This window comes from Halorientalis litorea (assembly GCF_023028225.1).
Classification (GTDB): Archaea; Halobacteriota; Halobacteria; order Halobacteriales; family Haloarculaceae; genus Halorientalis; species Halorientalis litorea.
On record NZ_CP095482.1, the window covers coordinates 1,015,159 to 1,033,067 of the forward strand.

The following is a 17,909-nucleotide window of genomic DNA, read 5'->3' on the forward strand; positions in this document are numbered from 1 at the left end:
CCGGCGTATGGACGAGCCCTCCCGAGTCGAGTTCGACTGGCTGACGCTCGACGACGCCGAGCGTGTCCTGTGGTCGGGTCAGCCGCACGTCTACAGTATCGTCCCCGCGCTGGTCGTCGGCATTCCCCTCTCGCTGCTACTCGTCGGCATCCCGATAGTCGTCGGCTCCTACCTCAACCGGGAGAACACGCACTACGTGCTGACGACCGATGCCCTCTACCAGAAACGGGGTATCTTCTCGCGGAGCGTCCGCAAGATAGCGTTCGAGAAGATACAGAACACCTCGTACAGTCAGGGCGCGCTCGGCAAGCACTTCGGCTACGGAAACGTCGATATCTCGACGGCTGGCGGGTCCGGCGTCGAGATGCAGTTCGGCTCCGTGCCCGACCCCAAAGGCGTACAGGAACGCATCAACCGGCGAATTCGACAGGCCCGCGGGCCGAGAGACGAACACGAAAACGAAGAGTCGTCGGCGGAGGTACTCGACGAGATTCTCGCGGAGTTACGGGCCATCCGGACGGCACTCGATGCCGAAGGCGGAACCGTCACAGAGCGGCAGGGGAACAGTTCGCAGTCAGAACGCCGCGAGCAGACCGGTCGGCGAGCGCGGGGTGACAGAGCCGATGGGAGCGGCGAGTGACGACGGCGTGCCGTGGCTGACTGCCGGCCCCGGCGAGGCGGTTCGCTGGTGCGGTGGGCCGCGTATCCAGACAGCACTCCCGGGAGCCGTTATCGGCGTCGTCGTCGCCGCCGCCTCGGTGCTGGTCCCCGAGGTTCCGTCCCTGCTGGGGGTGGCCGGCGTCGTCCCCGCTGCCGGTGTGTATCTCTGGGTCCGGAACGTCGAGTACGTCGTGACGACGGACAAACTCTACCGGAAACAGGGTGTCCTCGGCCGGCGCGTGACTGCCGTGGGCTACGAGACAGTCCAGAACGCGTCCTACTCACAGGGCATCCTCGGGACGGCCTTCGGCTACGGGACCGTCACCTTCGACACCGCCGGCGGGAACGGTACCGAACTCGCTTTCAGCAACGTGACCGACCCGCGAGCAGTCGAGCAACTCGTCTCGGAGTTGCTCGGAGAGGAGGAGTCCCCTGCAGACGCGGCGGTTCCGGGGTCCATCGAGCAGTGGCAGGCCATCCGCGAGGAAGTGCAACGGCTCCGACGGACGGTCGAACAGCGAACCGACGCCGACCGCGAGCGGTAGCTTACCGCTCCGCGACGTGGCGGACTTCACTGGCGACACCACGGGTAGATTCGGCCATCTCCGGGCCGCTCATCTCCGCCCGGCCGACGGCGAACGCGGACGGCCCCTCGACGACTACCTCGTCGCCCGGGCGGATGTCGTCGCTGGCGTCGACAACGCCGGGCGCGAGGACGCTCCCGTGAGGGACGAAGTCGTCTATCTCGACGCGTTTCGTCGGCACCGGACTCTCGACCCACTGGCGGGCACCCGCGAGCGTCAGCGAGAGGACGCCGTACTGAGGGACCATCGCCGCCAACTGCTCGCCGTCGGCGTCGGCCACCCGGAGTTTCGGGTAGAACGCCTCCGTCTGGAGGTCCGGGAACAGGTCGTCGCCCGCGCCGGGGTATTCGGGGCTTCCGAACTGGTAGTCCGCGATGGCACGGACGGTGTTGTGTTCGCGCTCCCGCTTCCGATACGTCTCTTCGCCGTCGAGGGCATTTTCGAGGTTCGCCAGCGACTCGTCGGTCGTCGGGTGGTCCGGGACCGTGAACTCGGGGTCGTACGCCAGCGAGTCGGTGGCACGCTCGACGATTTCGCGGTAGCCCTCGTCGGGGACGTGTGCCACGATTCGGGGGTAGTCGGCCCGGCGGAGGTACGCTTCGAGTACGTCGGCGACGAACTCGGTTTCGGTCGCCGTCCACTCACCAGTGACCACCGAGTCGTAGTGTTGGGCGGGATAGGTACACTCCAACTCTTGGGGGACGACGCCGATGGGGGAGGTCATCGAGACGACGTGGCCCCGCCACTGGATGGCGTCGTGGAACTGGCCGTGACTCTGTGACTCGCTGTAGGGTTTCGAGGCCGAGCAGGGGACCAACACCAGCGGCGCGTCGAACCGGTTGCGGTAGCGCGTGGTCACGCGCTCGGCGAACCGCTGAATCTCGACCCGCCGGAGGCTGTCGTCGGTGGCGGCGGTCATCTCGGCCCGGCGCAGGACTGGTACCCGCTGTTCGAGGTAACTGTACTGCTGGTCGAGGCGGCGCATCGTCGCCGTCAGCCACTGGTCGTGGCGGGCCTGCCCCTCGACGTAATCGCGCAGGCGACCGTCCCGAATCCGGCGACGGACGCGCTTCAGTTCCGCCGCCAGCGCGTTGACGTTGTGTGCCACGCAGTCCTCGCGGTCGAACGCCTCGCGGGGCGTCTGACACGCGGGACAGGCACAGGGGAGTTCGTCCAAGTCTTCGAGGAACTGGTGGCCGTCGGTCGTCAGGTAGCGGCCCTGCGTCCCGCAGACGACGGCACGGTCGGCGTCCACGAGGTCCACGCCCGCGTAGACGAGCGTGGCGACGTTGGCCGGCGTGGCGACGCCCGAGAGGTAGAGCGCGCTGTCCGCCGGGACGGCGTCGCGCGTGGTCACGATAGCGTCGACGAACGCCGCCGCGTGGCCGACGTAGCCGCCCGCACCCGAGAGGACGTAGCCGTCCGCACCGCAGTCGCTCGCGGTGGACGGCGAGACGACGGCCGCACTCGGGTAGTCCACGTCGGTGTAGTCGGTGGCGAACGCGGCTTCCACCTCGTCCGGCGTCCCCGCGGGAAGTCCCCGGTGGGGCAGGACGGTCAGCACGGACTCGTCGCCGTCGGGCACCTCGCGGTCGGTGGGCCAGCGACTCCCGGCGTCACGGATGACGGCCGCGGCGTGTGTTGCTTCGGCGTCGCCGCCGTCACCGTCGGCGTCGGCGACGAGCGCGGGCGTCGGCACCGGGTCCGCGAGGCGCAACTCCCCCATCCGGGCGGCCCCGTCGCGCTCGTGGACCTCGAAGTAGTCGGTCATGGCTCCGGGTCGGGGAGCGGCGGTGAACTATCTTTCCTTCACAGTCGCGCCGCGAGGACGCTGAGGACGACGAGTACCGCACCCGCCGCGACGAGGTAGGCGAGCCACGAGTCGCTGACCGAACTCGACCGGTCCGGCTCTTTCAGCCCGTAGAGGCCGGCCCCGAGGACCAGCGCGCTCGCGGCTATCGTTCCACCCCGCGCGAGCGTGAGACCCGCCGCGAGGACCGACAGCACCGTATCGAGCCCGATGACGGCCCCGTAGACGGCCATCGACCCGTGGAACAGGTTCGGGCGGTTCATTCGGTCCCTCCGTGCCAATCCGTGTCGTCCACGCCGAGTTGGTGGGTGTCGACCGAGCCGGGGAGGGCCGCGAGTGCCTGCTCGGGCCAGTCCCAGTGGGCGACCGTGAACGTCGCGTCCGGGTTCGCCTCGACCAACCGACGGACGCCGGCGGCGGCGGCCTCGTAGGCCGGGCCGTCGAGTCGGTCGGGGAGTTCCGCGTTGAGCGGGTACACCTCCGAGAGTTCCCGCGGGTACGGGCCGAAGGGGGGCCGGAGCCGCCACGTCTCGTCGTACGCCTCGTTCGTGTCCCCCTCGCTGAGGAGGATGTCGCCTGTGGCGTCCAGTCGCGAGAGGCGGTCGTGGTGCCGCAGGACCTCGGGCCGGGCCGCGCTCTCGCTTGAGAGGTAGAAGAAGGCGTCCTTCGAGGCGGGGTCGGTCCGTTCGAGTTGTGCGGCGTGGCCGGTCAGCGCGCGGTAGCCGTCGAGCATCGCCGGGTGCCCCCGGGCGCGCGTCTCGACGAGTTCCAGCAGGTTCCCCCGCCGAATCGCCTGCTTGATGGTTCGCATCTCCTCGTAGGTGACGTGGAGGTTGTGTTCCGCGAGCAGTCGTTCGCGCTCGTCGGCGGGTTCGGCCTCCAACTCCGAGGGCGTGGTGGTGGCACAGACCGGACACGAACAGGGGAGATAGTCGAGGTCCTCGAGGTGTTCGGTCCCCCGGACGGTCAGGTAGCGGTCGTCCCGGGCGTACAGCGCGTAAGCGGCGGAGTCGAACAGGTCACACCCCATCGCGACGGCGAGTGCGAACATCATCGGGTGGCCCGCACCGAACAGGTGGACGGGGGCGTCCGCGCCGAGGCCGCGTTTCGCCGCCGTCACCACGTCCACGATGTCGGCGTATCGGTAGTTGTTCAACAGCGGGACCACCGCACCGACGGGGAACACGTCGAGGTCGGTTCCGTAGGCCCGTTCGGCGGCCGACTCGCGGAGGTCCGGGAACGCACCGCCTTGGACCGGCGCGTTGACCAACATCTCGCCCGTGTCCACCGTCTCGGCGAGTTCGAGTCGCTCTTGGGTCCGGTCGAGTTCCGCCGCCGCCTGCTCGCGGTCGGCGTCGGGCGGCGTCGGGATGTCCACTGGCGTCCCGATGTCCGACCCGATGTCCCGCTGGAACTCGAGAATCTCGCGGGTGCCCACGTCGATGTCGCCGTACTCGGCGAGTTGGAACGACCCGGAATCGGTCATGATGGCACCCGAGAAGTCGTAGAGGTCGTGCAGTCCCTCCTCGAGTGCGCGCTCGCGGAACGGGTCGGACCCGTACAGCGAGTAGCCGTTGGTGATGAGAATCTCCGCCCCGAACTCGGCTTCGAGGCGGGCGGGTTCGACTGTCCGAACGTGTGGGTTGACCACCGGCAGGAGCGCGGGCGTCTCGACGGTCACGTCGGCCCGCGGAACCGTCAACTCGCCGAGTCGGCCGGCGGCGTCGTAGTCCCGCACCTCGAAACAGTCGGGCATTGCCCCGGCGTAGCCCCGGGGCGGGCCTAAGGCTGTCGTTCGGCTACAGCATCGCGGGGTCGGTACGGTCGGCGATACCGTCGAAGCCGTCGTCGAACGCGAGTATCGTGTCGATGTCGTGTCTGTCCGCCAGCGCGACGGTAGCCGCGTCGGTGAAACTCAGTCCTTGGTCGTCGAACTGTTCGAAGGTCTCGACAGCCGACCCAAAGACGGCCGGTGTTACGTACAGCAGAGAGTACACGTCCGGAAAGCTACCGACGCCACGGAGTCGTTCCCCGAGCGTCTTCGCCACCTCGAACGACCCCGTTCTGCGCTGGGTCAGCGTCACGACTTCGTCGTAGATGTAGTCGCTCGTGAACGGTTGCCCGAGTTCGCCGTCGTACACCGTCTCCATCGCGTCCGCTGCCGCGTCGTGACGGGTCGCCGACCGGTCGTACTCCGCGTAGAGAACGCCCGTATCCACGAGAACCGTCATCCGTACAGTATCTCGTCGATGTCGTCCTCGTCCGTTTCCCGACCGGATTCGATGCGCGTCTCCGAGAGCCGCGACCGCTCGGCGTCGGACAGCGGGACACTCTCTTCTCGAAACTCGTCCACGAACTCGGCTTTGGATTCGTACGCGGTCGCCACCAACTGTGCCAGCAGTTCCTGCTGGGTCACTTTCTCGCCCGTCGCCAACCGGATTTCGGCCTGCAACTCCTCTAACCTCGATTTTGCCTCCTCGTCCATCTTGACCGCTGTCGCCATACCTGTAGTTACAACTGCAACCAAGTTACTCTTTCTACCAGAATCGGCGGTCCGTCGCTATCAGGCGAACGCGTCGTAGTAGAGGACGCCCATCGCCGTCCGGCCGTCGCGCACGTCGCCGTCGCGGATACCCTCCCGGAGGGCGTCGAGGGTGGTCGTCTCGACGCGGATGGACTCGTTGAAGTCGAGGCTCTGTTCGCCCGCCGGTTCACAGTCGCGGGCGACGAAGTAGTGGAAGACGGCGTCGCTGATGCCGTTCGCCGGTTCGACGGTGGTCAAGTGCTCGACCGAGTCGGTGGTGTAGCCCGTCTCCTCTTCGAGTTCCCGCACTGCGGTGGCTTCGAGGTCGACATCCTCGCCCTCGACGCCGCCCGCAGGGAGGCCGCGGTTGACCCGCTTGACCGCCTGTCGCCACTCCTCGATGACCACCACCTCGCCGTCGGCGGTGAACGGGAGGACGACCACGCTCGCGCTCTCGGAGAGGTAGTCGAAGTCGGTCTCCGTCCCGTCGGGCAGTCGGACTTGCTCGCGCTGGATGTCGAAGCCCGGACACATGTAGGCCGTCTCGCCGTACAGCGTCTCCCACGCGAGGTCGGCCCCGGAGTCGTCGGTCATAGCCGGTCAACGGCCCGGTGGCTCAAAAGCACCCATCAAACTCGGAATCCCGTGTTTGGCGTTTGCACGCCACACGAGTTCTCGTCCGTGGTGTGGTGACGCACCGAGTGCCCGGTCAGGCCTCGTCGGGGTCGTAAGCCCGCCCGATATCGTGTTTCGGCGCGCCGACGCCGAGGACCCGGGTCGGGCCGTCGGCGTCGGTCGGCGCGTGGGGCCGGATGGGACTCTCCGGTTCCGAGACGAACACCTCGCCGGGGTCGACGACGTACGTCTCCGCGGGCGTCTCGACGTGGAGTTCGCCGGCGGCGACGTAGAACAGTTCCTCCCGGCGTTCGTGGTAGTGGTAGGTCGTCGACAGTTGCTCGCCGGGAGCGAGGGTGTACACTGCGGCCGCGAGCTGTGCCAGTTCCGCGGCGTCTGCGATACCCCGGCGGTCACAGGGGTGGTCGGGCGACGCGGACAGGTCGTCGGGGTCGATGACGTGATAGCCCATACCGGAGGCGACGGCAGTGTCACCCTACAGTGTGTCGGCGTCGAGTGCCTGTTCGGCCCGTCTGTCCGCCTGTTCGAGACGACGCTCGACAGCGTTGACCAGCGACTCCGGGAGGTCGTCACTGGCGTCGAGGAGGCGCTCACCAGCCCGTTGCAGGTTCTCGGTGGCCACTTCGAGCCGTCGGTCGGCCCCGCCGGCGTCACCGTCTTCGGCGGCGTCGGCGGCCCGCGCCGCGGCCGCCGCCGCCGCATCGAAGGCCCGTGCGAGACCACGCACACCGGGCGGTAGTCCTGCCGTGTCGTCGTCCCTGCCGGCGTCACCGTCGTCACCGCCGCCGTCCTGCCCGCCCACGGCGCGCACCTCCGTCCCCGTCTCCTCGGCGATGGCGGAGAGGAACGTGGCGAGCGACGCCTTCCCCGTCCGCGGGTTCTCGATGGTCGTCGCCGCCTCGTCCGCGGGGTTGACGCGGAACGCACCCACCTCGTCGTCGGCGTCCCTGACCTCCGTCGTGTAGGCTCCCCGGCGGTCGACGTAGACCGCGTCTCGGCCGTCGAGGGGTGCGTCGTACAGACGGCCCGCGAAGTCGTCCTCGACGGCGAGAGCACGCAGGTCGTCGTCGGTCCCGTCGGCGTCCACTCGGACCTTGACGGCCCGTTCGTTCGCGGTCAGCGCGACATCGCCGTCGACGCCCGCACGAGTCGGTTCCGGGCCGTCCGAGACCGTGACGCGTTCGCTGTGGGGCGCGTACCCGGGTCCGTTGACCGTCAGCCGGTGGTCACCCGCGGGCACGTCGTCCACGACGACGGTCCCGGCGAAGGAGGGAACCGCCTCGGGGTCACTCTCCAGTCGTGCCACCGTCTCGACGGTGGTCTGCTCCGTCGTGACGCCCTCGCCGTCGGGGGCGTCCTCGTTCTCGTCGGTCCGTCGGACGGCCGCGACGACGCGGTTGATGGGGGCCGGGTCGCCGATGGCGTCGTACCGCTCGGCGAGTGCCTGCCGGTGGGCCGGTTCTGAGATGTCCGCCGCGGGGTTCTCGTACCGCTCCTGTTCCCACGGGAGTCCGGTGGTCGTGATGTACCCGGAAACGAGGTCGTCGGCGAAGTCGGGCACCAAGAACTCGAAACTCAACTGCGGCCCGGTGAACGCCGTGATGTGTTCCAGTTCCGCCGTCGACACGAGATCGTACCCCACGTCGACGTCGGCGTCCGCCGCGTTGCGGTCCCCATCGAAGCCGAAGATGGCTCCCGTCTCGCGTTCGGGAAGGTCCGCGGGTGGCGACGACAGTTCCGAGAACGAGCGGACGGTGAGGTCGGGCGCGACCAGCGAGGACCGGTCCACCGAGGGGAGGCGGTCGTCCTCGTACACCGGTCGGCCGTCGAGTTCCGGCACGAGGAAGGGGAGGCGAAAGCCCTCGTCACGGGGCAACCCGTAGGCCGCGGGAATCGCCGCGAGTGACTCGCTGGCCTCCAGCGTCCGGTTCGTGATGTCCGCGAAGGTGTCGCCGGTCGGCAGGCGTTGGAAGCGGTCGGGAATGTCGTTGACCGAGAGCGCGCTGGAGTGTGACCCCAGCTCCGACAGCACCCGCGGCACCGTTCGCTCCGGGTCGACGAACTCGTTGTTGGGCACCTTCCGCGAGTGGGCACTGGCGACGAACAGTTCCGGTTCGTCGGCCTCGCGGTTCACGAACACGTGAACCACCTCCCAGTCGTGCCAGTGGAAGTTCACCGAGAACTGGTCGAACGCCCCGTACCACCAGTACTGGACGGCGGCGAGCGGGGAGTTCTCGTAGGCCCGAACGTGGTAGAACAGCGTCGGGTCCGGCGGCCCGTCCTCCGCCTGTGACCGGCGGGCGTACCCGTCGAAGGCGTCGAACCCGTCGACGACCGGGTCGCCGTCCTGTTCGCTCTCGTACGGCCGCGGGTCAGTCGGGTACCACTTCTCGGCGGCGTCGAAGTACAGCACCGGCGCGTAGCGTTCGGCCAACCGGCGCGCGTCTTCGTCCGTCACGTCCGCCGTGGTCGCGTCCGAGTCGCGCTGGAGGACGCTACACCCGGCAGTGAACGATGTTCCGGCGACGGCGAGCGTCCCAGTCGCCTGCAGCAGGTCCCGGCGACTGAACGCTGATGTGTCGGTCATTGGTCTGTGTGGGGGAGCGACCCCGAAAGCTGTTCGGACGAAACCGCGGTCGCGGTATATCCTTTCTGGCAGTGGGGCCGAGCGGTGGTTCCGGTGGACCGGCAGGCACCACCCAACGACTCACAAAACCACCGATAATTGTCAGTAGAGGGGCGAAAAAGTGTGAGTATGTAGTGGGCCGGCGCAGATTCGAACTGCGGTTACGGCCACCCGAAGGCCGAAGGATACCAAGCTACCCCACCGGCCCGCTTGGTATCGAATGATTGCCTGCCAGCCGATAAAACGCTTCCGAACTACTACCGTCGACGCCCGTCGGGTTCGAACACAGCCGTACTCCGTACGCGAATCCAGGCGTCCGAACCGGCGGAGGTGTCGTGACGGTACTGGCGTGGACGGTCACACTCATGTTGGTGTAGCCCAACCGTACGTATGCAGGTTTTCTGGCATCAGCGTGACCTCCGCGTTCCAGACAACAGGGGACTCACCTCGGCGACGAAGACGGGACCGACACTGCCCGCATACATCGTCGACACCGAACTCTTGAAGCGAATCGGGAAGCGACAGCGTGCGTTCCTGCTGGACGGCGTTCGGAATCTGAAACGACAGTACCGCAAACTCGGGTCGGACCTGCTCGTCCGCGTCGGACCAGCGGCCGAAACGCTCGAAACGTTGGTCTCCGAGTTCGACGCCGACCGGGTCTACTACAACCGTCACTACCGTCCGGCCCGTCGGAACCGACAGCGGGCCGTCGACGAGGCAGTCCCGACGGAATCGGTCACCGACCTCGTTTTAGTCGACCCGGAGCGGCTGGACTCGCAGTACGCGAACCACAGCCAGTTCTACAACGACTGGCAAGACGAACACAAGCTAACGCCGTTCGGCGTTCCCGACGCGGAGGGCCTCGTCTCGCTCGACGACGATACCGGAGTCCCGTCGGTCACGGCCGACATCGACCTTCCGGCGGCTGGCTACCGCGCGGCACGTGACCGGTACGAACAGTTCCTAAACGCCGGTATCGAGACGTACAACGACACCCGCGACGACATGCACCGGGCGGTGGAACAGCCAGTCGGTGCCGTGTCGCGGCTCTCGCCGTACATCGCGGCGGGGATGCTCGGACTTCGAGAGATATGGGCCGACGCGAGCGAGCGGTACGACGCTGCGCAGGGTAGCGCGCGGCGGAACATCGACAAGTTCCGGTACGAACTCTCGTGGCGGGAACAGAACTACCACCTGCTGTACTACAACCCGACACTACTCACGGAGAACTACAAGTCGTTCCCCAACGAAATCGAGTGGCGGGACGACGACGACCACCTCGAAGCGTGGAAGCGCGGGGAGACTGGATACCCGTTCGTCGACGCAGGTATCCGACAGCTGAACGAGGAGGGATACATCCACAATCGACCGCGACAGGTCGTCGCGTCCTTCCTGTGCAAGCACCTCCTGATCGACTGGCGAGAGGGTGCGCGATACTTCAAGAAGCAACTGCTCGACCACGACCCCGCGAACAACTACGCGAACTGGCAGTGGATCGCTTCGACGGGCACCGACAGCGTCGACGTGCGAATCTTCGACCCCGTGTCACAGATGTCGAAGTACGACGACGGTGCCACGTACGTCACCGAGTACGTTCCCGAACTGCGAGACGTGCCCGCAGACAAGATTGTCGACTGGCCGACGCTCTCTCGGGACGAGCGTGACCGGTTGGCACCCGAGTACCGACACCCGGTCGTGGACCGCAACGAGGGGTACGAGCGGGCACAGCGGACGTTCGAGCGCGCGCTCGGAAAGCGATAATCTGGCGGCAGTCCCGTCGTCGCCCCTCGCTCGCTGGGATTCGGCCCCGGCCACCGGGTGCGGCGGGGGACGACCCGGTCTCTCCGGCTCGCGCGGTGTCAGAATCGGACGCCGGGACAGTCGGGGCCGCGCCAGCCCGGGCCGCACCAACACTTAGGCCCCGGCGGGCCGACACCCGGGTATGGAAGTCGGCATCGTCTCCGACACGCACGACAACTACGGCGCCGCAACGGAAATCGCCGAGCGGTTCGCGGACCGCGGTATCGAGACGGTCCTCCACTGTGGAGACTTCATCTCGCCGCCGTTGCTCGGAGCCTTCGAGGGGCACGGTTTCGTGTTCCACGGCGTCCTCGGGAACAACGACGGAGAGCGGGACGGACTCGAACGGACCATCGACGACCTGAGCGCGGACAGCAAACTCCACGGCCGGGAGGTGGACCTGACCCTCGACGGGGTTCGGGTTCACGCCCTCCACGGTGACCAAGGCATCGACACGGTGAACACCCGCGCCGAGTCCGGGGAGTACGACGTGGTCTGTTACGGGCACTTCCACGTCGCCGAACAGCGCGACGTGGACGGAACGACAGTCGTCAACCCCGGCGCGCACTTCCCCACAGTCTCCGACGAGAACCGGAGCGTGGCGATACTCGACACCGAGACAGGTGGGCTGGAGTTCCTCGGCATCGAGGGATGAGGAGTCGGGACCGCAACCCCGACGGACAGCCGTCACTACGCGGCCGAACGAACGTGAAGAAGCGGTGCCACCTCAGGAGAGGTCGGGGACGAGCGGCGCGTCGGCCTCGTCGAGTACAGCGTTCGCTCCGGTCGTTTCGTCGCGCGTCCGGCCGCCGTCGGTTCGGAGCCGGGACTTGGGCATCTCGGGAACGAGCGGAGCAGTGGTCTCGATGTCGGGCCGTTCGGTCATTGTCTTCACTCCCACCTCAGAGTCCACGGTAAATAAACGTAATGGTCTATAATTATCACGGTCGTTCGTAGGTAGTGTCTCGGCGGGAGAGATGGCAACCGCGAAGAGGGGCGCGTACCGAGTCGAGGCATGGAAGAGCGGCCAGTATCTGAGGAAGACTGGGCGACAGTCGTCCGGAACGTTCCGGTCGTGTCGGTCGATTTGGTCGTCGAGACGGACGAGGGCGTAGTGTTAGGTAAACGAGAGAACGACCCCGCGAAGGGGGAGTGGTTCGTCCCCGGTGGGCGCGTGCAGAAAAACGAGCAGTTGACGGAGGCCGTCCGTCGAGTCGCGCGCACGGAACTGGACGCGACAGTCACTATCGAGCGAAAGTTGGGTGTCTACGAGCACTTCTGGGACACCGCCGACGTTCCGGACGCCGACGGCAAACACTACGTCCCCATCGGGTACCACGTCCGTCCGACCGACGAGACGACGTTTCGGGCGGACGACCAACACGCCGCAGTCGACGTGTTCGCGCCGCCGTTCGAGTTCGACCTGCACCCCTACGTCGAGGCGTACCTCCGGGACGCTGGCGTTCCGGTAGGGTGAGTCGGAACGCGGCGGCGTCAGTACGTCCGAAAGCCGTCGGTGTCGAGGTAGTTGTGGGCGACGGTGATGGCGTCGTCTGCGTGGAGCGCGCGCGGGCCGAGGCTGACACGGCGGTCCGCGCGCTCGGCGAGTAGGTCACGTTCGCGCTCGGTGAACTCGCGGTGGTCCGAGAGGACGAACGCGGGGTCGGTCGGCGGGTCCACCTCGACGGCGGGTGTGCCGTCGGCGTGGAGGTGGACGAGCGTCCCGTCGGCGGCCACCTCGTCGATGACGCTCTCGACGCCCCGGCGGGAGATGCTGACGCCCGGCGTACTCTCGGCGGCGACGTGGCCGACGGCCGTCTCACGGTGGTCGAGTGCCTCCCGAATCAGGGCCGCGGTGCTGCGCTCGTCTGGGTTGAGGCGGTGGAGGTCGGCCCCGTCGAAGTGGACGGTAAACTCGTCTCCGAGGACGAGGTGAACGCGCACGTCCGCGCGACTGTCGTGAGAGAGCAGGAGTGCGGCGGTGACACACCGGCAGAGTACGTCCAGCCGTCCCGCCTCGCTCGGGAGCGCGTCGAGGGGAAACTCCGGCGTCGTGGGGGCCTCGTGGCCGATGACGACGAACTGTCGCATACTGAATCGTCCCGGTGGCAGGGCTTACGTCCGTCGGTCCGCCCCGGGACGGGGCGGCAGGTGGCCACGCTCACCCGGCCGTCGGTGAGAGCAGTAAACACGAGAGACGCCAGACAGTGGCACACGGCCGATAAATAGCGCGGCTTTATTTGTTGGGCTACGTTTGTTCTGGTAATGTCAGAGTCCGGTATTGCCGTCACGAAACCGGCGACAGTGTTACCCGACCCGGCGACAGCCGACAACGTCGTCTACAACCCATCGTTCGACGAGCTACGGGAGTTCTCCAGCCACCTGGAGACGACGACGGAGTTCGGGTCGCCGGCATACGTCAGCGAAGAGCAGTCACGCAACGCGGACAAGACACGCAACGCCGTCGACCACGAGTTCGACGACGCGGACTACCAGCACTTCGAGGACGCCGTCTCCTACGTCGAAGACACGGAGATGGTGTGTCTCGACCGGCAGGTCGGCCGCCACACCGACCACTCCTACGTCTGCCGGTACTACGTGCCGAAGGAGTACGGCCGCATCGCGTTGGCGTGGGCCAAACTCTTCGAACCGGTCCACGGTGACCGCGAACCCGACTTCTTCACCGTGCAGATTCCCGACCACGAGGAGACGGCCATCCGCATCCTCCCCGAGGCCGGGTTCACCGCCGTCCTCGGCAGCGACTACACCGGGGAAGCCAAGAAGTCCTTCCTCCGCCTGTTCATGTTCTACGCCAAACAGGCCGGTGGCCTCGGCCTCCACGCCGGGAGCAAGCGCGTGTGCCTCGAACAAGACGACGAGGGCGGACTGGAGACGGTCGGCCAACTCTTCTTGGGCCTCTCTGGGACCGGCAAGTCCACGCTGACCGCCCACGGCCTCGGTTTGGAGGACCCGGAAGGCACCGGGGAGCGAAGCTCCCCGAGCTCTCGCTCGCAGGCTCGCGAGAACGCCACAATGCTCCAAGACGACGTGTGCGCGCTCCTGCCCGACGGCACCGTCGCCGGGAGCGAAGGGCAAGGCCTCTACATCAAAACCATCGGCCTCGAACGCGAGGAGCAACCCGAACTCTACGACGCCGCGACCCACGAGTCCGCCGTCCTAGAGAACGTCGACGTGGCCGCGGACGGCACCGTCGACTTCGACAGCGACCACCACACCACGAACGGCCGCGCCGTCATCCAGCGGTCCTGTCTCGACTCCGCGGGCGAGGACATCGACCTGCCGGACCTCGACCAGATTTTCTTCATCACCCGCAACCCCGCGATGCCACCCGTCGCCAAACTGGACTACGACGAGGCCGCCGCCGCGTTCATGCTCGGCGAGTCCATCCAGACCAGCGCGGGCGACCCCTCGAAGGCCGGCGAATCCATCCGCGTCGTCGGCACCAACCCCTTCATCATGGGGTCGGAAGGCGAGGAGGGCAACCGCTTCCGTGACCTCATCGCGGACCTAGACGTGGACTGTTTCGTCCTCAACACCGGGTCGGTCGGCGACCGGGACGTGGGTGTCGAGGACACCGTGGCCCTCCTGCGCGGCATCTCGCGTGGCACCGTCGAGTGGACCGACGACGACGCGACGGGCCTGACCGTCCCGAGTGCCGTGCCGGACGTGGACGTCGCCGAGTTCGACGTGGCCGAGAACCTCGACGGCTACGAGGAGCGCGCCGCGACGTTGCGCGCCGAACGCGAGGCGTATCTGGCCGCGTTCGAGGACCTCAGCGAGGACATTCGCGACGCCGTGTACTGACGGCCCCACGTCGCCGTTCCGTCGGCTTCCCCCCGAGTACGCTCTGCCGCGTCGGGCCGCAGTCCCTCGCGGCCGACCCTGAAACACTTTTGCGGTGTCTCCCGTACCGGCCACGCATGGAGTGTCCCCGCTGTGGCGGTACCGTCACCGTCTATCGACTCCGTGGTCGGGAGTCGTTCGCGTGTGACGACTGTGAATACGTCGGAATCGAGGTCGAACACGGGTCCGAGCGGCGTCCCTCCGAGTCGTGGGCGACGGCCCTCAGCCGCTTTCGTGGGCGGGAGAGCAGCGAGGAGAGACAGGATACGGACGACGCGGAGGCGGCGGCCGAGGACGAACGGACCGAGGACGTGTCCCACGACGGCGTTCCCTCGGCCGCCCGGGCCGTCCGTGACCTCGATGTCCCGGGAGGAGACGTGACCCGCGCACAACGACGGGCGGCGATTCAGTCGCTGTACGAGGCGTTACGGACCCGAGGGGAGGCGACCCGCGAGGAGTTGCTGACAGTCGTCGACCCGGAGACGGTCGGATACGAGAGTTCCGACGCCTTCTGGACGGACATCGGCCGGGACAGGCTCGCATCGCTCCCGGGCGTGCAGGAGCGCGCCGCAGACGACGGTGTCTGGCGGTTCGACGCCGACGCCGCCACCGAAGAACCCGCACCCTGATGCCTGTAGTGGCCGCCGAACGGTACGTGGGGAGGGGTGTGATTATGTGGGCCGGGGCACAAGGCCGCGATATGCACGAACTCCGGATACGCGAGGACCAAGCCGAACGACTCGCTGAGATACAGGAGGAACTCGCGGCGGCCCACGCGGGCCCGTACGCGTCGGTCCAAACCGAGGATGCCGTCGAGTACCTGTTGGACCTCGCCGAGGAAGCCGACGACCGCGGGACACCGGCCGAGTCGGCGGAAGAGTCGGACACGGCGTCCGCCAGCGCGAGTGCCGAGGCGTCGGCTACAGACGAGGACGCGGGACAGAGCGAGGACGAGGCGAGCGACGACGACAGTGCGGGCGGGATGTTCGACCTGTTGGAGACACACAGCGACAAGTGGCGCGAAGCGGACGGTGAGGAACCGTACGAGGTCGACCTGCCGGACGGCGGCGTCGAAACCGTTCGGACGAGAGACGACGTGAAAGCGACCCTGTTCCGGGAGTACCGATGAGCCTGCTCGACCGACTGCGGGCGTGGTTCCGCGGCGAACCCGACGAGGGCGACGCGACGGACCAGCCCACCGACCAGTCCGACGAGGGTGCCGAACCCGAACTCGACCCGAACAACGTGACCGAAGTCCGTGCCAGCAACGCCGACGGCGTCGACCCGGTCGAACAGTTACAGAACCTCGACGGTGACGACGAAAACGGAGGTTCCTGAGACGTGCACCCATCCCGACAAAACAATCATTGTGGCGGCATCGGTAGTGCCCGACAATGACCGACGGAAGCCAGCCCGAGAACGTCCTGTTCGAGTGGTACGAGCGGTACATCGGCGAACCGACCGCGGAGACGGAAGTGTACCTCGGCTTCGGCCTCTTTTTCGGCGGGTGTGCCTTTGCGGCACTCGGCCTCGTGTTGTTCCTCGGGGGAACTGTCGTGTACGGACTGCGGACCGGCGGCTACTTCGCGCTCGCACAACCGGGCTACTTCCTCGGAATGTTGTCCGTCCCGATGGCGGTGCTGTCCATCGTGGTGTTGCTCCCGACGGAACGGCGTCTCACGCTCGCCGCGTACGGTGGCGCGGGCGTCACCACCGTCGCCGCCGTCGCGTTCCTCCTCGCGTACCCCGACCAGTGGTTCGAGTTCGGGACGCAGAACACCCTCGCCGTCGTCGGGTCCTACGCCGTCGGCGTCGCCACCGTCGTCGCCGCCGCCGGGAGCGCGCTCGTCGCACACCGTGTCGAGCAGGCACAGGGGGCGGGCAGTGTCGACGACGAAACCGACGGCGACGCGGTCGAGACAGTCACCGACGAGCAGGTGGCGGCCGACATCGACGAGGCGATGTCGGACGTCGACCTCAACTGGGGCGGCGTCGAGCAGGAGGAACACCGCCGCTTGGAGTTTACCACCGAGGCGGACGACGTCTCGGCCGCAGATGTCGACATCGAGGCGGAACAGACCGTCAGTTCCGGCGGCGTCGACGCCGAGGTGCAGGGCCTCAAACAGCTCAAAGGCGGGAACAGCGAGGTCGACACGTCGACGAACACCGTCGACGACCAGACGGCCGCACTCAACGAACTCAAGCGACAGAAGCAGGCCGAAAAAGCCCAAAAGGGAGACGACGGCTGGAATCCGTTCGCGCGACTGGTGCAGTGGCTTCGCGGGTCGTGAAACGCATCCTGTAGATTTATTTCGTTGGCTTACGGTACCTCCATCATGGCCAAAGGCCTAGACGTTGGCACAATGAACATCCTGTCTGCCCGACAGGATGGGACAGATACGGTCTTCGTGCAACAGCGAAACTCCTTCGTGGAGATCGAATACTCCGACATGGCGGAGCAGATGCTCTCCCGAAGCGATGTCCTCCACATTCGGAAAGACGACAAGGTGTACGTCGTCGGCGACGACGCCCTCAACTTCGCGAACATTTTCAACAAGGAGACGCGGCGGCCGATGCAACACGGTATCCTCTCCAGCGACGAGCAGTCCGCCATCCCGATGATGAAACTCATCATCGAGCAGGTTGTCGGCGAACCCGACTATCCCGGTGAGCGGCTGTACTTCTCCTCACCGGCCGACCCTATCGACTCGGACCTCTCGACGCTGTATCACCAGAAGACGCTCGAATCGTTCATCGGCGACATGGGGTACGACGCCGAACCTATCAACGAGGGGATGGCCGTCATCTACTCCGAGCTCGCGAACAACTCCTTCACCGGCCTCGGTATCTCGTTCGGTGCGGGCATGACGAACGTCTGCCTGTCGTACTACGCCGTCCCGGTGATGAAGTTCTCCGTCGCACGCGGCGGGGACTGGGTGGACGAACAGGCCGCACAGGCGACCGGCACACCGGTCGACAAAGTCACCTCCATCAAAGAGGAGGACTTCGAGCTCGACTTCGAGACGGACGTCGGCGGCGTCGAGGGCGCGCTCGCAATCTACTACGAGAACCTCCTCGATTACGTCGTCGACCGCATCGTCGAGGAAGTCGACGAGGAAGACATCGAGGAAGGACTCGACGTGCCCGTAGTCGTCACCGGCGGGACGGCCAGTCCCGACGGCTTCCAAGAACTGTTCCGTGACCACATCGAGGACGCGGAAATCCCCTTCAGCATCAGCGACGTCTCCCACGCCGACGAGCCGCTGTACAGTGTCGCCCGCGGCGGACTGGTCGCCGCCCGGTCGGACGAAGAAGAGGACAACGAGGACGCGGCCGGCGAAGCGACAGAGGCCGAAGGAGAGTAACGGCCGGTCACCCCACTGGCGACCGCAAGGCGGTGTGTTT

General features: G+C 66.9%; 21 protein-coding genes and 1 tRNA gene. 11 read left to right on the top strand and 11 right to left on the bottom strand.

The window, feature by feature from the left end:
- The first annotated feature begins 7 nt into the window (after positions 1-7).
- Both MUG95_RS05505 and MUG95_RS05510 read left to right on the top strand, forming a co-directional pair.
- Positions 8-640, top strand: a complete 633-nt coding sequence (locus MUG95_RS05505; protein ID WP_247010069.1) for a PH domain-containing protein — start codon at positions 8-10, stop codon at positions 638-640.
- Positions 624-1,205, top strand: coding sequence for a PH domain-containing protein (locus tag MUG95_RS05510; protein WP_247010070.1), 582 nt, complete (start codon positions 624-626; stop codon positions 1,203-1,205). Before MUG95_RS05505 ends, MUG95_RS05510 begins: the two co-directional genes overlap by 17 nt.
- Before the next feature lies 1 nt (position 1,206).
- Here the strand turns inward: MUG95_RS05510 and arcS are convergent, their stop codons facing one another.
- From arcS to MUG95_RS05555, 9 genes are all read right to left on the bottom strand, one after another.
- A complete protein-coding gene (gene arcS, locus MUG95_RS05515) occupies positions 1,207-3,015 on the bottom strand; it encodes an archaeosine synthase subunit alpha (RefSeq protein ID WP_247010071.1) in 1,809 nt (602 codons plus the stop codon).
- A 38-nt stretch (positions 3,016-3,053) separates the two neighbouring features.
- A complete protein-coding gene (locus MUG95_RS05520; RefSeq protein ID WP_247010072.1) occupies positions 3,054-3,317 on the bottom strand; it encodes a hypothetical protein in 264 nt (87 codons plus the stop codon).
- Complete coding sequence (gene tgtA / locus MUG95_RS05525; protein WP_247010073.1) at positions 3,314-4,810, bottom strand: tRNA guanosine(15) transglycosylase TgtA; 1,497 nt, start codon at positions 4,808-4,810, stop codon at positions 3,314-3,316. Before tgtA ends, MUG95_RS05520 begins: the two co-directional genes overlap by 4 nt.
- Before the next feature lie 43 nt (positions 4,811-4,853).
- Positions 4,854-5,285 (bottom strand): type II toxin-antitoxin system VapC family toxin, encoded by a 432-nt coding sequence (locus MUG95_RS05530; protein WP_247010074.1) that lies wholly within the window; start codon positions 5,283-5,285, stop codon positions 4,854-4,856.
- Positions 5,282-5,557, bottom strand: a complete 276-nt coding sequence (locus tag MUG95_RS05535) for a hypothetical protein (RefSeq protein ID WP_247010075.1) — start codon at positions 5,555-5,557, stop codon at positions 5,282-5,284. Before MUG95_RS05535 ends, MUG95_RS05530 begins: the two co-directional genes overlap by 4 nt.
- A 60-nt stretch (positions 5,558-5,617) precedes the next feature.
- Positions 5,618-6,172 (bottom strand): NUDIX hydrolase, encoded by a 555-nt coding sequence (locus tag MUG95_RS05540; protein ID WP_247010076.1) that lies wholly within the window; start codon positions 6,170-6,172, stop codon positions 5,618-5,620.
- Between the two features lie 115 nt (positions 6,173-6,287).
- Positions 6,288-6,665 (bottom strand): cupin domain-containing protein, encoded by a 378-nt coding sequence (locus tag MUG95_RS05545; RefSeq protein ID WP_247010077.1) that lies wholly within the window; start codon positions 6,663-6,665, stop codon positions 6,288-6,290.
- 24 nt (positions 6,666-6,689) lie between these two features.
- Positions 6,690-8,801, bottom strand: coding sequence for a peptidase associated/transthyretin-like domain-containing protein (locus tag MUG95_RS05550; RefSeq protein ID WP_247010078.1), 2,112 nt, complete (start codon positions 8,799-8,801; stop codon positions 6,690-6,692).
- Positions 8,802-8,975: 174 nt separating this feature from the next.
- Positions 8,976-9,048, bottom strand: a tRNA-Pro gene (locus tag MUG95_RS05555).
- Positions 9,049-9,230: 182 nt separating this feature from the next.
- Between MUG95_RS05555 and MUG95_RS05560 the strand changes: the two genes are divergently transcribed.
- Both MUG95_RS05560 and MUG95_RS05565 read left to right on the top strand, forming a co-directional pair.
- A complete protein-coding gene (locus MUG95_RS05560; RefSeq protein WP_247010079.1) occupies positions 9,231-10,601 on the top strand; it encodes a cryptochrome/photolyase family protein in 1,371 nt (456 codons plus the stop codon).
- A 181-nt stretch (positions 10,602-10,782) separates the two neighbouring features.
- A complete protein-coding gene (locus MUG95_RS05565) occupies positions 10,783-11,295 on the top strand; it encodes a metallophosphoesterase (protein WP_247010080.1) in 513 nt (170 codons plus the stop codon).
- A gap of 72 nt (positions 11,296-11,367) precedes the next feature.
- Here MUG95_RS05565 and MUG95_RS05570 read toward each other — a convergent pair whose 3' ends face one another.
- Positions 11,368-11,526 (bottom strand): hypothetical protein, encoded by a 159-nt coding sequence (locus MUG95_RS05570; RefSeq protein ID WP_247010081.1) that lies wholly within the window; start codon positions 11,524-11,526, stop codon positions 11,368-11,370.
- Positions 11,527-11,655: 129 nt separating this feature from the next.
- Between MUG95_RS05570 and MUG95_RS05575 the strand changes: the two genes are divergently transcribed.
- A complete protein-coding gene (locus tag MUG95_RS05575) occupies positions 11,656-12,117 on the top strand; it encodes an NUDIX domain-containing protein (protein ID WP_247010082.1) in 462 nt (153 codons plus the stop codon).
- A gap of 17 nt (positions 12,118-12,134) precedes the next feature.
- Here the strand turns inward: MUG95_RS05575 and trmY are convergent, their stop codons facing one another.
- Positions 12,135-12,731, bottom strand: a complete 597-nt coding sequence (gene trmY, locus MUG95_RS05580) for a tRNA (pseudouridine(54)-N(1))-methyltransferase TrmY (RefSeq protein ID WP_247010083.1) — start codon at positions 12,729-12,731, stop codon at positions 12,135-12,137.
- A 174-nt stretch (positions 12,732-12,905) separates the two neighbouring features.
- Between trmY and MUG95_RS05585 the strand changes: the two genes are divergently transcribed.
- The 6 genes from MUG95_RS05585 (at position 12,906) to MUG95_RS05610 (ending at position 17,869) form a co-directional block, all read left to right on the top strand.
- A complete protein-coding gene (locus MUG95_RS05585; protein ID WP_247010084.1) occupies positions 12,906-14,465 on the top strand; it encodes a phosphoenolpyruvate carboxykinase (ATP) in 1,560 nt (519 codons plus the stop codon).
- A 116-nt stretch (positions 14,466-14,581) separates the two neighbouring features.
- Positions 14,582-15,133, top strand: coding sequence for a transposase (locus MUG95_RS05590; protein WP_247010085.1), 552 nt, complete (start codon positions 14,582-14,584; stop codon positions 15,131-15,133).
- Between the two features lie 71 nt (positions 15,134-15,204).
- Complete coding sequence (locus MUG95_RS05595; RefSeq protein WP_247010086.1) at positions 15,205-15,633, top strand: hypothetical protein; 429 nt, start codon at positions 15,205-15,207, stop codon at positions 15,631-15,633.
- The gene (locus MUG95_RS05600) at positions 15,630-15,842 is read left to right on the top strand and encodes a hypothetical protein (RefSeq protein WP_247010087.1); all 213 of its coding nucleotides are present in this window, start codon (positions 15,630-15,632) and stop codon (positions 15,840-15,842) included. Before MUG95_RS05595 ends, MUG95_RS05600 begins: the two co-directional genes overlap by 4 nt.
- 56 nt (positions 15,843-15,898) lie before the next feature.
- On the top strand, positions 15,899-16,795 hold the full coding sequence (locus MUG95_RS05605; RefSeq protein WP_247010088.1) for a cell division protein CdpA domain-containing protein: 897 nt from the start codon (positions 15,899-15,901) through the stop codon (positions 16,793-16,795).
- 45 nt (positions 16,796-16,840) lie between these two features.
- A complete protein-coding gene (locus MUG95_RS05610) occupies positions 16,841-17,869 on the top strand; it encodes a disk-shape morphogenesis protein volactin (protein WP_247010089.1) in 1,029 nt (342 codons plus the stop codon).
- The last annotated feature ends 40 nt before the right edge of the window (positions 17,870-17,909 follow it).

Excerpts from the sequence above, each read along its gene's own strand:
- MUG95_RS05590 (WP_247010085.1), top strand. The coding sequence starts at position 14,582 with ATGGAGTGTCCCCGCTGTGGCGGTACCGTCACCGTCTATCGACTCCGT.
- tgtA (WP_247010073.1), bottom strand. The coding sequence starts at position 4,810 with ATGCCCGACTGTTTCGAGGTGCGGGACTACGACGCCGCCGGCCGACTC.
- MUG95_RS05560 (WP_247010079.1), top strand. The coding sequence starts at position 9,231 with ATGCAGGTTTTCTGGCATCAGCGTGACCTCCGCGTTCCAGACAACAGG.
- MUG95_RS05605 (WP_247010088.1), top strand. The coding sequence starts at position 15,899 with ATGACCGACGGAAGCCAGCCCGAGAACGTCCTGTTCGAGTGGTACGAG.
- MUG95_RS05610 (WP_247010089.1), top strand. The coding sequence starts at position 16,841 with ATGGCCAAAGGCCTAGACGTTGGCACAATGAACATCCTGTCTGCCCGA.
- MUG95_RS05600 (WP_247010087.1), top strand. The coding sequence starts at position 15,630 with ATGAGCCTGCTCGACCGACTGCGGGCGTGGTTCCGCGGCGAACCCGAC.
- MUG95_RS05570 (WP_247010081.1), bottom strand. The coding sequence starts at position 11,526 with ATGACCGAACGGCCCGACATCGAGACCACTGCTCCGCTCGTTCCCGAG.
- arcS (WP_247010071.1), bottom strand. The coding sequence starts at position 3,015 with ATGACCGACTACTTCGAGGTCCACGAGCGCGACGGGGCCGCCCGGATG.
- MUG95_RS05550 (WP_247010078.1), bottom strand. The coding sequence starts at position 8,801 with ATGACCGACACATCAGCGTTCAGTCGCCGGGACCTGCTGCAGGCGACT.
- MUG95_RS05545 (WP_247010077.1), bottom strand. The coding sequence starts at position 6,665 with ATGGGCTATCACGTCATCGACCCCGACGACCTGTCCGCGTCGCCCGAC.
- MUG95_RS05575 (WP_247010082.1), top strand. The coding sequence starts at position 11,656 with ATGGAAGAGCGGCCAGTATCTGAGGAAGACTGGGCGACAGTCGTCCGG.
- MUG95_RS05540 (WP_247010076.1), bottom strand. The coding sequence starts at position 6,172 with ATGACCGACGACTCCGGGGCCGACCTCGCGTGGGAGACGCTGTACGGC.
- MUG95_RS05595 (WP_247010086.1), top strand. The coding sequence starts at position 15,205 with ATGCACGAACTCCGGATACGCGAGGACCAAGCCGAACGACTCGCTGAG.
- MUG95_RS05520 (WP_247010072.1), bottom strand. The coding sequence starts at position 3,317 with ATGAACCGCCCGAACCTGTTCCACGGGTCGATGGCCGTCTACGGGGCC.
- MUG95_RS05535 (WP_247010075.1), bottom strand. The coding sequence starts at position 5,557 with ATGGCGACAGCGGTCAAGATGGACGAGGAGGCAAAATCGAGGTTAGAG.
- MUG95_RS05510 (WP_247010070.1), top strand. The coding sequence starts at position 624 with ATGGGAGCGGCGAGTGACGACGGCGTGCCGTGGCTGACTGCCGGCCCC.
- MUG95_RS05530 (WP_247010074.1), bottom strand. The coding sequence starts at position 5,285 with ATGACGGTTCTCGTGGATACGGGCGTTCTCTACGCGGAGTACGACCGG.
- MUG95_RS05565 (WP_247010080.1), top strand. The coding sequence starts at position 10,783 with ATGGAAGTCGGCATCGTCTCCGACACGCACGACAACTACGGCGCCGCA.
- trmY (WP_247010083.1), bottom strand. The coding sequence starts at position 12,731 with ATGCGACAGTTCGTCGTCATCGGCCACGAGGCCCCCACGACGCCGGAG.
- MUG95_RS05505 (WP_247010069.1), top strand. The coding sequence starts at position 8 with ATGGACGAGCCCTCCCGAGTCGAGTTCGACTGGCTGACGCTCGACGAC.
- MUG95_RS05585 (WP_247010084.1), top strand. The coding sequence starts at position 12,906 with ATGTCAGAGTCCGGTATTGCCGTCACGAAACCGGCGACAGTGTTACCC.